Annotated in this window: 16 protein-coding genes; 3 read left to right on the top strand and 13 right to left on the bottom strand. The window is 71.1% G+C overall.

The genetic code is table 11. From position 1 onward, the window contains the following. Positions 1-54: 54 nt before the first annotated feature. Complete coding sequence (locus EFL95_RS16970) at positions 55-1,518, bottom strand: MFS transporter (protein ID WP_123235282.1); 1,464 nt, start codon at positions 1,516-1,518, stop codon at positions 55-57. A gap of 123 nt (positions 1,519-1,641) precedes the next feature. Between EFL95_RS16970 and EFL95_RS16975 the strand changes: the two genes are divergently transcribed. Next, complete coding sequence (locus EFL95_RS16975; RefSeq protein WP_425463973.1) at positions 1,642-2,235, top strand: pentapeptide repeat-containing protein; 594 nt, start codon at positions 1,642-1,644, stop codon at positions 2,233-2,235. Here EFL95_RS16975 and EFL95_RS16980 read toward each other — a convergent pair. The 6 genes from EFL95_RS16980 to EFL95_RS17005 are packed head-to-tail and all read right to left on the bottom strand — an operon-like array spanning position 2,232 to position 6,738. After that, positions 2,232-2,816, bottom strand: a complete 585-nt coding sequence (locus tag EFL95_RS16980) for an ASCH domain-containing protein (protein ID WP_123235284.1) — start codon at positions 2,814-2,816, stop codon at positions 2,232-2,234. The two genes, EFL95_RS16975 and EFL95_RS16980, sit on opposite strands and share 4 nt — an antisense overlap. Beyond that, positions 2,816-3,544, bottom strand: a complete 729-nt coding sequence (locus EFL95_RS16985) for a lysophospholipid acyltransferase family protein (RefSeq protein WP_123235285.1) — start codon at positions 3,542-3,544, stop codon at positions 2,816-2,818. Before EFL95_RS16985 ends, EFL95_RS16980 begins: the two co-directional genes overlap by 1 nt. Positions 3,545-3,558: 14 nt before the next feature. Then, positions 3,559-3,783 carry an SCO4848 family membrane protein gene (locus EFL95_RS16990; RefSeq protein WP_123235286.1) on the bottom strand — a complete coding sequence of 75 codons (225 nt, stop codon included), beginning with the start codon at positions 3,781-3,783 and terminating at the stop codon, positions 3,559-3,561. A 30-nt stretch (positions 3,784-3,813) separates the two neighbouring features. Next, complete coding sequence (locus tag EFL95_RS16995; protein WP_123235287.1) at positions 3,814-4,290, bottom strand: DUF2231 domain-containing protein; 477 nt, start codon at positions 4,288-4,290, stop codon at positions 3,814-3,816. Between the two features lie 55 nt (positions 4,291-4,345). Then, positions 4,346-5,296, bottom strand: coding sequence for a hypothetical protein (locus EFL95_RS17000; RefSeq protein ID WP_148045093.1), 951 nt, complete (start codon positions 5,294-5,296; stop codon positions 4,346-4,348). Positions 5,297-5,349: 53 nt separating this feature from the next. Then, on the bottom strand, positions 5,350-6,738 hold the full coding sequence (locus tag EFL95_RS17005) for a cytochrome P450 (RefSeq protein ID WP_123235289.1): 1,389 nt from the start codon (positions 6,736-6,738) through the stop codon (positions 5,350-5,352). Between the two features lie 136 nt (positions 6,739-6,874). Here EFL95_RS17005 and EFL95_RS17010 point away from each other — a divergent pair, with 136 nt between their 5' ends. Next, a complete protein-coding gene (locus EFL95_RS17010; RefSeq protein WP_148045094.1) occupies positions 6,875-7,054 on the top strand; it encodes a hypothetical protein in 180 nt (59 codons plus the stop codon). Here EFL95_RS17010 and EFL95_RS17015 read toward each other — a convergent pair. From EFL95_RS17015 to EFL95_RS17035, 6 genes are all read right to left on the bottom strand, one after another. Continuing rightward, positions 7,051-7,416 carry a hypothetical protein gene (locus EFL95_RS17015; RefSeq protein ID WP_123235291.1) on the bottom strand — a complete coding sequence of 122 codons (366 nt, stop codon included), beginning with the start codon at positions 7,414-7,416 and terminating at the stop codon, positions 7,051-7,053. The genes EFL95_RS17010 and EFL95_RS17015 overlap by 4 nt on opposite strands. Before the next feature lie 99 nt (positions 7,417-7,515). Continuing rightward, positions 7,516-10,455, bottom strand: coding sequence for a helix-turn-helix transcriptional regulator (locus EFL95_RS17020; protein ID WP_183407235.1), 2,940 nt, complete (start codon positions 10,453-10,455; stop codon positions 7,516-7,518). 128 nt (positions 10,456-10,583) lie between these two features. Beyond that, positions 10,584-10,727: a hypothetical protein gene (locus EFL95_RS19645; RefSeq protein WP_183407236.1), complete on the bottom strand. Its 144-nt coding sequence runs from the start codon at positions 10,725-10,727 to the stop codon at positions 10,584-10,586. A 120-nt stretch (positions 10,728-10,847) separates the two neighbouring features. After that, positions 10,848-12,014, bottom strand: coding sequence for an imidazolonepropionase (gene hutI, locus EFL95_RS17025; protein ID WP_123235293.1), 1,167 nt, complete (start codon positions 12,012-12,014; stop codon positions 10,848-10,850). Next, a complete protein-coding gene (locus EFL95_RS17030) occupies positions 12,014-13,234 on the bottom strand; it encodes a formimidoylglutamate deiminase (protein WP_123235294.1) in 1,221 nt (406 codons plus the stop codon). The genes hutI and EFL95_RS17030 overlap by 1 nt, the downstream gene beginning before the upstream one ends. Continuing rightward, positions 13,231-14,421, bottom strand: coding sequence for an allantoate amidohydrolase (locus EFL95_RS17035; RefSeq protein ID WP_123235295.1), 1,191 nt, complete (start codon positions 14,419-14,421; stop codon positions 13,231-13,233). The genes EFL95_RS17030 and EFL95_RS17035 overlap by 4 nt, the downstream gene beginning before the upstream one ends. Here EFL95_RS17035 and EFL95_RS17040 point away from each other — a divergent pair. Then, complete coding sequence (locus EFL95_RS17040; RefSeq protein WP_246005010.1) at positions 14,420-15,043, top strand: nitroreductase family protein; 624 nt, start codon at positions 14,420-14,422, stop codon at positions 15,041-15,043. The two genes, EFL95_RS17035 and EFL95_RS17040, sit on opposite strands and share 2 nt — an antisense overlap. Positions 15,044-15,088 lie beyond the last annotated feature (45 nt).

Raw genomic sequence — 15,088 nt, forward strand, 5'->3', positions numbered from 1 at the left:
GCCCTCGCGAGAGCCGTGCGGTAGCAAACGAACTCGAGAGCGGCGGCCAGCAGCTCAGGCTTCAGCCGGCTCCTCGACCGAGTGCGAGTCCGTCAGGGTCCGGGCGCCGAGCACCGCCAGCACTCCGACGACTCCGGCGAGCACCGCGAAGGTGATGCGCTCGCCGTGGAAGAACGACTGCACCAGCGCGTGGCTCCAGGTGCCCGCCGGGAGGGTCGAGGTCACCAGAGCGGCGATCATGGTGCCGACCAAGGCGGTGCCGACGCTGGTGCCGACCTCCTGGGCGGTGTCGTTGAGGGCCGCCCCGATCGAGGTGCGGTTCGCCGGCATCGCATCGACGAGGGCGACGGCGCAGATCGTCATCACGGCACGGATCCCGATCGTCATCACCACCATCGCGACCACGATCGCGAGGTAGCCGTGCTCGACGGCCCAGGCCATCCCGCCGACGCCGCCGGTCAGGAACAGGGCGCCGATGATGCAGGCGACGCGGTGGCCGTACGCCTTCACGAGCCCCTCGACCAACGGGGTCGCGAACAGCATGGTGGCGATCATGGGCAGGTTGGCCAGTCCCGCGTGCATCGGTGACCACCCGTAGGCGTACTGGAAGTGCAGCACCAGGCCGAACATGACGCTGGCCATCGCGATCGCCGTACCGGCCTGCGCGATCGTCGCGCCGCGGACGGTGCCCTCGGAGAACAGGCTCAGGTCGAGCATCGGCTCGGCCGTGCGGCGCTCGTGCATGACGAACGCGACACCGCCGAGGATCGCGCCGAGGATGGATCCGAGCGTCGCCAGCGAGGACCAGCCGTGCTGCACGCCGGAGGTGGCCGCGTAGCAGGCCAGGCCGATGGTCAGCACACTCAGCGCCGCACCCGGCAGGTCGAGCTTGTCGTCGGTGAGGTCGTCGCGGTGGTCGGGGGCGACGCCGAGCCGCACGCCGATGCAGGCGATGACGGCGATGGGCGCGTTCACGACCAGCAGCCACTCCCACCGGACGTGGGCGAGCGCCGACCCGCCGAGCACCGGCCCGAGGATGAATCCCGACATGCCGACGACCATCATCACGGTGATGGCCCGCATCCGCAGGGCCTTGTCGTCGAAGAGCCGGAAGACCAGCGAGTTGGTGATCGGCGCCATCGCGGCGGCGGCGACGCCGAGGGCCGCCCGCAGGGCGATCAGCTCACCTGAGCTGTTCACGAAGACGACACCCAGGCTGATCAGACCGAATGCAGCCAGCCCGATCTGCAGGACCCGTCGGCGTCCGAACCGGTCCGCGAGCGAGCCGGCCGTGAGAAGCAGACCGCCGAAGGTCAGCGCATAGGCGCCGGTGACCCACTGGAGCGCGGTGGTGCCGCTGCCCAGGTCGCGCCCGATCGTGGGCAGCGCGATCGAGAGCAGCGTGTTGTCGACCATCTCGACGAAGAAGGCCAGGCACAGGGCGGCCAACGGGATCCAGGCAGCCCGCAGCGACGGGTAGGTCCGCGACGCGGCGGTGGCTTCGGGGGTGGTGGTCATGTCGGCCTCCTTTCGTCGGGCACCGACGGCCGGTGCCACGCCACGAACGTAGGAGATCGCGGTTTCACGGCGGTTTCACGGCGCCTTCACCGGCCGTCGGTGAGGCCTGGCAGCATGCGACAGGTGACCGAGACCTTCGAGGGCGAGCGCTTCCGCGACGAGGACTGGTACGGCGAGGAGTGGGGCGCCCGGACGTACACCGAGTGCCGCTTCTCCGATGTCGACCTGACCGAGGCACGACTCGAGGGGACGACCTTCCTGTCCTGCGTCTTCGACGGCGGCCGATTCAACGCGAGCGTGTTGAACGGAGTCGCGCTCGTCGGGTGCACCTTCAACCGGACCTCGTTCTTCGGCGCGACCCTGAACGGTTGCAAGCTCGACGGCAGCGCCTTCGTCGACTGCACCCTGCGCCCGCTGACCGTCTCCGGTGGCCGTTGGCTCGGCGTCAGCCTGCAAGGGGCGAAGCTGCGCGAGCTGGTCCTCGACGGTGTCGTCCTCGCTGAGGCCGACCTCACCGACGCCGACCTGACGAAGTCCTCGCTGCGCGGCTGCGACCTCTCCCGCGCTCTTCTCCGCGGGGCCAGGCTGGAGGAGGCCGACCTGCGCGAGACCCGGCTCGACGGGGTCGACCTCGAGCTGGCCCGGCTGCGCGGGACCCGGCTGGACGTCGCCGGCGCGATGCTCCTCGCCGAACGACACGGTGCGATCGTCGGCTAGCGCCGCTTCGTGCGCTGCAGGTACGTCAGCCCACGAGCCGAGATCTCGTAACCGACCGGGAAGCTGACCGTCAGACCCATGCCCTTGAGCTTGCGGACGTCGATCTTGAAAGGCGCGGTCTCCCGGCCCTCGATCGCGGCCAGGTCCGGCGCCCGCCGCTGCGGGTTCTGCCGGATCAGCTCGAGGGTCCGCATCGTCCACGCGCCGTGGCTGCTGGCCTTGTCGAGGCGCTCGAGCCGGGTGTCGATCGCGGCCACGTCGGCATCGGTGAGCTCGGCCGACTCCCGCAGCGCGATCCGCGGGTCCGGACCCGCGTAGCCGAGCGTGACCTTGTAGGTCTTCCAGGACTCATCGGGAGCGAGTCGCTTGCGCACGTCGGCGGCGTCCTTGAGTCCGGCCCGTCGCGCATCCGCGTCGGTGATCTTCGCGGGGTCGACGACCGAGACCTTGTCGACGCGGATCACGTGACCACCCGACTTGAAGGTGGCGCCCGGCTTCACGTCCTGGGCGCGCCAGCGTCGGAAGGCGAGCGTGATCGAGCCGTCGGCGACACCCGCGGAGACCTTGGGCGGAAGCAGCATCAGTTCTTCTTGCTGCGCCGGTACAGCGCGTAGCCGATACCGGCAGCGGCGAGACCACCGGCGATCAGACCCGGGGTGTTGCGCAGCTTGGCGTACTCCTCGGAGATCGTCGGCCAGACCGTCTGGTCGAGCAGCATCCCGGCGTGCTCGGGGGTCGCCTGGAGGTCGGTGACCGGGACCGGCTCACCGAAGACGATCCGCACCTTGCGCGGCAACGGCCACTTGCGCTTCTCGGTGCCGCTCATCGCCGTCGGGATGATCACCGCGCCGGTCTCGATGGCCAGGCGGGTCGCTCCTCGCTTCGGGTCGCCGAGCTTGTCCGGGTCGGAGACCCGGGTGCCCTCGGGGAACAGCGCGAGCACGTCGCCACGCTCGAGGACCGCGCGGGCCGTGCCGATCGCGAGGTCGTCGGACTCCCCGCGCAGCACCGGGAACGCGCCGAGGGAGACGAAGAGTCGTCCGCGCCAGCCCTGGAAGAGCTCGGCCTTGCCCATGAAGTGCATCCGGCGCTTGACGACCGCGGCCAGGAAGAACGCGTCCCAGAAGCTCTTGTGGTTCGGGGCGATCACCACCGGACCCGTCTTCGGGATGTTCTCGACGCCCTTGGCCTGGAGGCCGAAGAAGACCTTCATCACCGGGACCAGGATCACCCGGAGGATGAAGTACAGCACCGGGTTGCTGCCCTTCTCGCGAGCGAGCTCGTGCGCTTCCTCGTGGGTGAAGTCCATGGAGGGATCCTGCCCTAGTCCGCGGTCGCTCGCCCAGCCTTGAGCGCCTGCCAGCCCCAGCGGCCGAGCACGCCGGCGATGGCGATGTTGACCACGATCAGGATCGAGTGCGCGACGTAGTAGCCGGTCGGGCGATCCTCGGTGGTGTCGATCAGCGCCTTGGTGAACCGTGCGTAGGTGAGCACGTTCCAGACGGCGACGACGAGCAGGAAGACGGAGTGCTTGCGTTCGAACTTCACGGCCGAAGCGTACGGGCCGGGTCGCGACCGCTAGCGGTTGGTGTTCTCCACGATCGGCTTCCAGGCCGAGGTGGCACCGGCGTGACCGATCAGCGCGACGTCGACCATGACCGACACGGCGGAGGCCACCGCCAGGGCTCCGACCAGGCCGAGGACCGCCTTGCTGGCGTCCTCCCGCCGGTGCAGGAAGTAGCTCGCAACCGCGATCACAGCGAGCGGGATGACCAGCCAGATCAGCAGGTGGGCCAGGCTCTTGTGGTGCTCGAGGTCCTTGCTCACTCCGTGCACCCGCTCGAACCGGGCGTAGAGCTTGTTGCCGGACATCACGGTGAGCTGCGTCAGGACGACGCAGGCGACCGCTGCGGCTGGAGCAATCCATCCGATCCAGGCACGGAAGCGGGCGTGGACCGCGGCGAGGGCGACGGCAATCGCGGCCAGCGGGAGCAGTACGACGGTCGCGTGCACGATGAGCGCGTGGACCGGCAGACCTTGGAAGGTGTCCAGCATGGTTCGACGCTACTCCGGCCGAGCGGTCCGGACGATGACCCTTTGGTTCTAGTACCTAGCCGAGCCGGCCGACCGCGGGGGCGATCGGCCCGGCGGCGACGACGTGAACGGGAACGCCGGCGATGTCGGACAGCTCGGTCTCCAGCGCGGCCTTCCGCGTCCCGATCGAGTCCGGCTCGATCCCGACGACGACGCCGGAGCCGTCCTGGCAGCGGTCCGTCATCGTCCATTTCGCGTCCACCCGGTGATGCTCGAACGCGTCGGACACGCGCTGCTGGGCAGCCCGGGTCTCCTTCTCGGAGTACCGGACGGACTGGATCATCACGGTGACCCCGTCATCCCGGACGCCGGCGAGCGCCTCGATCTCAGTGGGGATCGGCGCCTTCCAGTCGACCACCACGGCGCCGGCGTCCTGCCACAGGGCCAACGACGCGTACCCGGGGACGCCCTTGGTGGCGCGGGTGATGTCGTTCACGGCAGGCTCGAGGAGCTCCTGGATGGCGTTGACCGCCTGGCCGTTCAGGTCGCCCAGCTCGTCGGCCGCGACCGAAACCATACGGACCCCCTCGGGCTCGAGGGCCTTCTTGGCCGCGTCGTAGTTGTCGACCGCAGCGAACACCCCGAGATGGGTCGGTACGGCTCCGATGATCCGGAACCCGGACCAGTCCTTCGCCTTGATCCGGTCGATCACCGCTCGTTGCTCGGCCAGCGACGCCGGATCGATCGGCGGCGGCTCGGTGGTGAACACGTTGATCAGTCCGTCGCCATGACCGCAGTCCTCGTTCGGCGCCTCGACGTCGGGCTTCGTGGTCAGGGTGGGCGTCGCGGTCGGGGTCGGGTCAGCAACGGGCGCCGTCCCGATCGGCGCGGTGGTCTTCGGGTCGTCGTCCCGGTGACCCAGCGCGACCGCCCCACCGACGATCGCACCGACGAGCACCACAACGCCGAGCACCCCGAGCACGGCGCGACCTGATCGCCGCCGTACAGGTTCTTCGAGTCCGTCCATCTCCAGCCTCCTGTCGCCGTGGAGTAGACGCACGGCCCAGGTGGACGGTTTCGTCAGCGACGCGTGACGACGATCTTGGCACCGTTCTTCGGCACCGAGGTGATGTTGCGGACCTTGGCTTCCTCGCGGGTGCCGGGCGGCAGCGCGACGTCGTAGACCGAGAGCACCTCACGGAGCACCGCGACGCCCTCCATCAGCGAGAAACCGGCACCGATGCAGCGGCGCACCCCTCCCCCGAACGGGATCCAGGTGTTGGTCTCGACGTGACCCTCGGTGAACCGCTCGGGCCGGAAGGCCAGGTGGTCCGGGTGGGCGTCCTCGGACTCGTGGGCCAGGATGATCGAGGCGGCGACGTTCGCCCCGGCGGGCAGGTCGATGCCGCCGATCGTGGCCGGCTCCATCAGGTGTCGCACCACCATCGGGATCACCGGGTGCAGCCGCATCGACTCCTTGAGGACGGCCTCGAGGTAGTCGTTGTCGCCGCGGGTGGCCGCGTCGCGAGCCTTCGCCTCCTGCGCCGGGTCCTTGCCGAGCTCGTGCAGGGTCCAGGCCAGGGCAGTCGCCGTGGTCTCGTGCCCGGCGAGCAGCAGGGTGACCAGCTGGTCGCGCAGCTCCTCGTCGGTGAGGCCGGTGTCAGCCGGGTCCTCGTCGTCGCGGACCAGCAGCAACCGCGACAGCACGTCGCTGCGCTGGTCGAGGTCGGTCTCGCGGCGCCGCTCGGCGATCATCCGGTAGAGCACCTGGTCCAGAGCGGCCTGGTTCTCGAAGGCCCGCCGCCAGGGCCCGAACTGCTGGAGCTTCGGGAAGCCCCAGCCGAGGAACACCGCCGGGCTGACGTTCACCGTGCGGTTCACCAGCGGGCGCAGCTCGGAGAGCCGCTCCTCGTCGGTGACGCCGAAGACGACCTGGAGGATCACCTCGAGGGTGAGGGCGTTCATCCGCTCCAGGGACTCGAAGGCCACTCCCGGCTTCCAGGTGCCGACCTCGGTCTTGGTGATGCCCTCGATCATCGACTCGTAGCCGCGCAGTGCGTGGCCGTTGAAGGCGGGCATCAGCAGCTTGCGCGCCCGCTTGTGCTGGCTGGAGTCGACGAGCAGCAGCGAGTGCTCGCCCATCACCGGGCCGAGGATCGCGTTGCCCTTGCCGGCGTGGAAGACCTCGGGGTCACCGGCGAAGATCTCGCGGACGTGCTCGGGCTTGTGGAAGAAGACCATCCACCGGCCCTCGGGGAGGATCTTGATCGAGAAGACGTCGCCGTACTTGCGCCGCAGGCGCGGGATCCACTGGTGGCGGAACCGCATCAGCATGATGCTCTGCAGCAGGCCGTTGAACCGCGGTCCGTCCGGAAGCATCGCCGGGTCCGGGCGCTGGGTGCTGCCCGAGCCGAACGGCTGCATCTTGGTGAACCGAGCCTCGGTGCGGGGGTCGATGTCGATCGTCATGGTCACGTCCCTTCGCCGTCCATGCTAGGCGCGGATCGCAGGGGTGCAGTACCTACCGCGGTAGGAGATCCTGGGGAGAACCAGAGGAGACGACATGGAGCGTTGCGAGCAGTGCGGGGCGAAGCTGCGGGGAGGTATGACGACCGCCACCGGACGACGGCTGTGCCAGTCCTGCGGTGATGCCTTCACGGGCGCTGCGGTCGGCATGATGGCGGGAGGCGACGCGACCGCCACGGCGATCGCCCTCGGGCACTCGAAGGGATCCAGCGAGTCCAACGGGATCCTGGGCTGGATCCGCCGGGCTCTGCGCCGCTAGGCACCGGCAGCGAAGAGCCTCCGCAGGAACGCATCCTCAGGCTCGTCGCTGCTCCCGTCCGGTCGGGTGCAGAAGTCTGCGAGCGATCCTTCGAAGCGGACCCCGGCCGCTTCGAGCATCACGACCCGGTCGGCGAGCCGACTGACCCCACGCATCCGGTGGGCGCAGATCATCACCAGTGGCGGCCCCTCGACCGCGTCGACCCGACTGGTCCGTTCGTCGAGCAGCAACCGGTCCCACCGGCCGTGCACCGACTGCACCAGCGCTCGGCGCAGACGCCGGCGGCCGCGCTCGTCGGAGGCGACGAGCGCCGTCACGCCGTCGTTGATCGTCAGGGTCAGACCGTCCAGGCACAGCTTCATGGCACTCCAAGGCATCACAGGGAACAAAGCAGAAGATCGTTCCACTGTGAGCACCGGCAGACGCGAGGTCAACCGGTTCGTGCAGCCTGTGGAGAACCGCTAGAGCAGGCCGCGGCGCTGGGCGATCGCCGCCGCCTCCGTGCGCGTGCTGGCGCCCAGCTTCGCGAGGATGTTCGAGACGTGCACGCTGACCGTCTTGGTGGCGATGAACAGCTGCTTGCCGATCTCGCCGTTGGAACGACCCTGGGCGACGAGGCCGAGGATCTCGTGCTCGCGCGCCGTCAGCGCCTCGCTGCTCCCGGCCGTGGCGCGGGTGCGCGATCCCGCACCGAGGGTGCGCAGCTCCTCGAGCAGGGGCTCGGCGCCGATGCGCTTGGCCTCAGCCCTGGCCTGGTCGGCATACACGCGTGCCTGGGCCTGGTCGCCGGCGGCCTGAAGCACCGCGGCGAGCCGGGTCTGGGTGCGGGCGATCTCGTAGCGGTGGCCGTAGGCCTCGAACGCCTCGAGGGCGCGGGTCCAGGCGTCGATGAGCTCCTGCTCGCCCGGCGGGTCGATGCCGAGCAACCAGCGCAGCCGCAGGTACTCGGCCGAGAGCCGGGCCGCCCAGGCGACACCTTCGGGTCCCCAGTGGGTGGCCTCCTCGGCCTGAAGCGTCAGGGTCCGACGACTGCCCTCGACGATGCGGGCGGCTTCGACGGCGATCCGCTCGCGGTCGGCCGCCGGCAGTACCGCCGCGCAGCAACCCAGCGCCCCGAGCGCGACGGCACCGAGCCGGACCCGGGCGTGGAAGAACTCGCGCCACAGCGCAGTCACCGCCTCGACGACCGCGTCGTGCTCCTCGATGATTCCCTCGACGTTCCCGTCCTGCGCGTACAGCTCGATCGCGGCGGGTCCGACGGTGATCGGGATCAGACCGTCCTTGCGCCAGTGACCACGCAGCTGCGGCAGCACGTCGAGCGCGGACTTGTCGCCCCTGACCGCCTTCACCGTGACGACGAGCGCGGCGAGCAGCGTCTCGGGGACCGCCGGCGGCGCCTGACCGCTGACGTCGGCCAACCGCATCGCGTCGTCGTAGTCGGCGGTGATCGTGGCGATCTGCGCGTGCAAGAGGCGGCTGTCGAAGGCGAACGGTGCCCACGGCTGACCGACCCGGAGCGCCAGCTCGTAGGCACGCTCGAACATCTCCACGGCCGGGGCGAACGCCGCCCGGTCCTGGTGCCAGCGGCCGAGCAGGTAGAGCGAACGCATCTCGGCGTTGGCGGCCCCGGTCTCCTGGGCGCGGCGTACCGCCTCCTCCAGGCCGGAACGGACGTCCTCCGACCCCTTCGCGCCGAGCCCGGCCAGGGTGGTGATCACGTCCGTCGCCAGACGGGGCAGGTCCTGGCTCTCGGCCAAGGTCAGCGCCTCGGCGCCGTACTCCCGGGCCTGGTCGATGTTGTCGTTGAACGCGTGGGCGCGGGCGTGGGCCGCGAGCACGGTGGCGCGCAGCCGCGACGGCTCGTCCGGCACCAGCCGGAGCGCCTCCTCGGTGAACTCCAACGGGTCCAGCTTGGTCTCATCGACCATCACCGCGGTCGCCATCGCGACCAGCAGCCGACCGCGCTGCTCGGGCGGCCAGTCCACCGCCAGGCCTTCGAGCACCTCGCGCACGACCTGGATCGCCCGGCCGGGACGGCCCGAGGCGATGAGCGCGTCGGAGACCCGGTGCCCCAGGTAACCGAGGTCGACGACGACCTCGGTCCGGGCGGCCGGGTCGGCCAGCAGCTCGAGTGCGGTCTGGAAGTGGTCGGCCGCCTCGTCCGGACCTCCGACCGACATGGCCTCGTCTCCCGCGCGGATCGAGGCGTCCACCGCCGTGGCCAGGTCGTAGGCGGCGCGGGCGTGCCGGGCCAGCTCGGCCGCGGTGCCGTTCGCCCGGCCCGAGGCCAGCGCCTCGACGTACGCGGCGTGCATCCGTACCCGTTCTCCCGGCAGCAGGTCGCCGTAGACGGCCTCAGCGAGGAGCGCGTGCCGGAAGCGGTAGAAGTCGCTGCTGTTCGGGACCAGGATGTTCAGCTCGACGGCCTCGCGCAGCGAGGCCTCCAGCTCCGCGGCGTTGACGCCGGCCACCTCGGCCAGCAGGCCGTGGGAGACCCGGCGTCCGGAGACCGACGCCGCCCGGACCGTCTGCTGGGCGGTCGGTCCGAGCCGGTCCAGGCGCACCAGCAGCAGCTCGGCGAGGTCGTCCGGCACCTGGTGCCCGTCCATCGACGCGGCGCCGACGAGCTCCTCGACGAAGAACGCGTTGCCCTCGGCCCGGGCGACGATGCCGGCCATCGCACTCTCCCGCAGCGGCGCGGGGTGGAGCTGCTTGACCAGCGAACGCACCGCGCCGGGTCCCAGTGGCTCGAGCTGCATCCGCGCCACGCCGGGCATCCGGCTCCACTCGGCCGCCGCTGTGCGCAGCGGGTGCCGGCGGTGCAGGTCGTCGGAGCGGTAGGACGCCACGATCGCGACCTGGTTCTCGAACGGGCGCGAGAACAGGAACCGGATCAGGTCGCGCGTCGAGGTGTCGGCCCAGTGCACGTCCTCGATCACGAGCAGCAGGGGCGTCGAGCTCGCCACTGCGTCGAAAAGAGCGTGCACGGCGTCGAAGAGGTCACCCCGACCGACCGCGGCCGAGGTGTCCTGCTCCGAGCCCTGCATGGTGCGGCGCCCGGGCTGGAGGGCACGCAGCACCGGCCGCTTGGCGGCCAGGTCGTCGAGGAGGGCCGGGTCTGAAGTCGCCAGCCGCCCCATCACCTCCGAGAACGGGAGGTACGGGAGCGCGCTGTCACCGAAGTCGAGGCAGTGTCCGGCGACGACCTGCCAGCCGGAGTCGAAGGCGACGTCGCGCAGCTCGGTGAGGATCCGGGTCTTGCCGACGCCGGCGTCACCGGACAGCAGGACCGCGCGCTGCGCAGCACTGCCACGCACGCCGATGGCGGTGGCGAGCTCGTCGAGCTCGTCCTCCCGGCCGATCAGCTCGCGGACCTCACCGGACAACTCAGGAAGCGGCACGCCCCCCATCATGACCGGTACGACGGACAGCGGCACGGTTCCGGTAGCCGAAGCCGCAGAACCGACGCCGCCCGGGGTGGGTTCGCCGACCAGGCGCAGCGGAGTGCCGCGCTCGGAACGGGCCACCCTCAGGCGGCGTCGGTGCGGGTACCGACCGGGTTGCGGTCGGCCTTCCGGACGGCGCGACGGGAACGCGTCGGCCGGAACTCACGGGCCACCTGCTCGTGGCGGTAGTCGACCTCTGCCCGGTAGAAGACGGTGACGTTCTGCATGATCTTGCTCCTCGTTCGTTGCTCGATGACAGCAAGATTCGTCGTCTGAGGTAGGCGGTCACATCGGGCGGGTGCCCTATTCCTCGCGGGAGGGTGCCTTACCTACCTCAGGAGGCCGGTCTAAGCGCGGAAGCCGCCCACGGTCTCCGCGACCAGCGGAACCCCGGGCCGGTACGCCAGGTGCACGTACGACGGAGCGTCCAGAACGGCGTAGTCGGCACGTGCGCCCACCGCCAGCCGCCCCACGTCGTCCCGCCCGAGCGCCTGGGCACCGCCGAGCGTGGCGGCCCCCAGCGCCTCGGCCGGCGTCATGCCCATCTCCCGCACCGCGAGCGCGATGCAGAGTGGCATCGAGGAGGTGTAGCAGGAGCCCGGATTGCAGTCACTGGCCAGCGCGACCCGCACCCCGGCGTCGATCAGCCGGCGCCCCGACGGGTACGGCGAGCGCGTGCTGAACTCGACGCCCGGGAGCAGGGTGGCGACGGTTCCGGACCCGGCCAGCGCTGCGACATCGGCGTCGTCGAGGTAGGTGCAGTGGTCGACCGCGACCAGGCCGAGCTCGCAGGCCAGCTGAACCCCCGGGCCCGGCCCGAGCTGGTTGGCGTGCAACCGGCCCTGGAGACCGCGAGCGCGCCCCTCGAGCAGGATCGCGCGCGCCTGGTCGGCGTCGAACGCGCCGGTCTCGCAGAACACGTCGATCCAGCGGGCGTGCTCGACGACGGCCTCGAGCATCGGGCCGGTCACCAGGTCGACGTAGCCGGCCGGGTCGTCCGCGAACTCCGCCGGGACGACGTGCGCGCCGAGGAACGTGGTCTCGTCGGTGAACGCGCCGGCGATCGCCAGGGCTCGCGCCTCGTCGTGGACGGTGAGCCCGTAGCCGCTCTTGATCTCGACGGTCGTGGTTCCCTGGCGACGCATCTCGGCGACGAGCCGGGCCACGTTCGCGGTGAGCAGCTCGTCGGGAGCTGACCGGGTGGCGGCGACCGTCGAGCGGATCCCACCGGCCGCGTAGCTCTCCCCCGCCATCCGGGCGACGAACTCCGGACCGCGATCGCCGGCGAAGACCAGGTGGGAGTGCGAGTCGACGAAGCCGGGGACGACCGCCCGGCCCGCGAGATCCTGCGCAGCGTCCGCCGCCGGTGCATCGGCTGCACGGCCGACCCACGTCACCCGGCCACTTTCGGTGACCAGGGCGGCATCGTGGATCAGGCCGAGCGCCGATCCGTCGCCCAGAGTCGGGTCGTTGGTGACCAGCTCACCGATGCCGGTCAGCAGCAGGGCGCCCATCACCGACCTCCGGGGAACGGCCGTACGTCGGCCCCGGTGGCAGCGAAGGCCACCGACTCGACGCTGGCACCGGTGCCGGCGAGCCGCCACGAGTCGAGGTCCAGGACCCGCAGGTCGGCACGCTGCCCGACCGCGATCCGGCCGGCGTCGGCGAACCCGAGCGAGGCGTGGCCGTCGGCCGCGGCCGCGCTGACGAGCTCGGCCGCGCTCCAGCGGCCGCGCTGCTGGGTGCGCAGTCGCTCGTGCATCTCGACGCCCTTCATCTCCTCGAACAGGTCGATCACCGCATGGCTGTCCGACCCGAGCGTGAGGCGCGCACCGGCATCGTGCAAGGCCCGCGACGGACCGATCCCGTCGGCGAGGTCGCGTTCGGTCGTCGGGCAGAAGCAGGCGAAGACCCGGGCGTCGCCGAGGAGCACGACGTCGCCGGCGGTCAGGTGGGTCGCGTGCACGACGCTGGTCAGCGGGCCGAGCGCTCCGGCCTCGGCAAGTACCTGTGTCGGCGTCATCCCGTACGCCGCGATGCAGGCCTCGTTCTCGGCGACCTGCTCGGACAGGTGCACGTGCAGCGGACGTCCGGCGGCGGCCTCGACCACCACCGCCAGCTGGTCGCGCGGGACCGCGCGCACCGAGTGGATCGCCATCCCGACCCGGTCGTCGTCGAACGCAGCCACGCGCTCGGCCCACCGCGCCGCATCCCCGTCGCTGAACCGCGCCTGCACACCCTCGGGCGGGGAACCGATGCCAGCGGCGAGGTAGCAGGTGTCGAGCAGGCGGATCCGGATGCCGGCCTCGTCGGCGGCAGCCAGCAGCGCCCGCCCCATCGCGTTCGGGTCGTCGTACGGGGTGCCGTCGGGCTGGTGGTGGAGGTAGTGGAACTCGCCGACCGCGCCGATGCCGGTCGCGACCATCTCGGCGTAGACGTCCCGCGCGAGCGCGAAGTAGCTGTCCGGGGTGAGCTCCGCGGCCACGGCGTACATCTGGTCGCGCCAGGTCCAGAACGTGCCGCGCTCGGCCTGGGTCCGTCCGCGCAGTGCGCGGTGGAACGCGTGCGAGTGGCAGTTGGCGAGCGCCGGGATCGTGAGTCCGCGCACCACCTCGTTCAGCGTGTCCGGGCACGGCGCGGTGTCGACCGAGGTGATCGTCCCGGCCTCGATCTCGATGCCGACGTCGTGCAGCACCACTCCGTCGACCAGTGCGTGCTCGAGGAGGTACTTCACCGGGCCAGCTCCGCCAGAGCATCGGCGAGGGCTTCGACGCCGACCAGGCAGTCCGCCGTCTCCGCCGTCTCGGCCGGTGAGTGCGAGACACCGCTGGGGTTGCGCACGAACAGCATCGCGCTGGGGATGCCCGCCGTCGCCAGCACTCCGGCGTCATGGCCCGCGGCGGTCGGGATCACCGGGCGACCGGCAACCAGCCTGGCGATCAGGTCCTCGTCGAAACGCACCTCGGGCGTCACCGACTCCGCGGCGACCGCGACCGTGGTGCCGTCGCGATCGGCGCGTTCACCCGCCTGCTTCTCGATCACCGCCAGCAGCTCGGTGAGGACCTCGTCGCTCTCGCAGCGGGCATCGAGCCAGGCCGTCACCCGCGACGGCACCGCGTTCGTCGCGTTGGGACCGACGTCGAGCCTCCCGAAGGTGGCACGACCCCCGGCGAGGCGGGCCTGTTTGGCCGCAGCCAGCGCCATCATCGCGTAGGTGAGCATCGGGTCGTGCCGGTCCGCCATCGCGGTGGTCCCGGCGTGATTGGCCTCGCCGGCGAAGTCGAACCGGTACCGACCGTGGGGCCAGATCGCGGAGGCGAGACCGACCGGTGCGTCGCGGTGCACGAGGTCGCGGCCCTGCTCGACGTGAAGCTCGAGGTAGCACCCGACGTCGTCGAGCCAGTCGGCCTTGCCCAGCTGGGGTTCCAGACCGCGCTCGACCATCGCATCCTCGATCCGCACGCCCTCACGGTCGGTCAGCGCGCGCGCTTGGTCAGGGGTCGTCGTACCGGTGGCGAGGCGTGAGCCGAGGCAGGCGAGCCCGAACCGCGAACCCTCCTCCTCGGCGAAGACGGCGACACCGATCGGTCGCGCCGGAGTGATGCCCCGTTCGCGCATCAGGTCGATCGCGCCCAGTGCCGAGACCACGCCCAGCGGTCCGTCGTACGCGCCGCCGTCGAGGACGGAGTCCAGGTGCGAGCCGGTCAGCACCGCCGGCCCGTCGCCGGCGTCCCACCAGCCGACGGTGTTGCCGTTCCCGTCGTGCTCGAGCCGGAGCCCGCGGGCGGCGCACTGCTCGACGAACCACGCGTGGCACTCGCGCTCGGAGCCCGAGAACGGCTGCCGGAAGTAGCCGCCGCTCGACGGCGACCGCCCGAGAGGCGCGAGGTCGCTCCACATCCGCTCGAAGTCGTCAGGCATGCTCACCCACATGGAGTTCCAGGACGTGGTCGACCGCCGTCGGATGATCCGCAACTACGCCGAGCGGCCGGTCGACCCGGCTGTCGTCGACCGTGCCCTGCGCAACGCCACCCATGCACCCAGCGCCGGTTTCAGCCAGGGCTGGGGCTTCCTGGTGCTCGACACCCCGGAGGACGTGCGCCGCTGGTGGACGGTGACGACCGACCCCGCGTCGCTGGCCGCACCCGACGACTGGCTGACCGGCATGATGCGCGCGCCCGTGGTGATCGTGCCGTGCTCGAGCAAGGCCGCCTACCTCAAGCGCTACGCCGAGGCGGACAAGGGCTGGACCGACGAGGACGAGGCCCGCTGGACGGTTCCGTTCTGGCACATGGACGCGGCGATGGCCTCCCTGCTGATCCTGCAGACCGCGGTCGACGAGGGCCTGGGCGCCTGCTTCTTCGGGATCCCGCCGGAGCGGGTGCCGGCGGTCCGCGCAGAGTTCGCGATCGGTGACGCCTTCGACCCGGTCGGGGTGATCACGCTCGGGCACCGGGTCGATGACACCGGCAACGCCGGCTCCCCGGCGCGCCGGGCACGCAAGCCGCTCGACGACGTGGTGCACCGCGGCAGCTGGGGCTGAAGCGCGACCGGGCACTTCCCAAGTCCACCGTCAGGACCGGCGACG

Origin of the sequence: Nocardioides marmorisolisilvae, assembly GCF_003725775.1 — a bacterium.
Classification (GTDB): Bacteria; Actinomycetota; Actinomycetes; order Propionibacteriales; family Nocardioidaceae; genus Marmoricola; species Marmoricola marmorisolisilvae.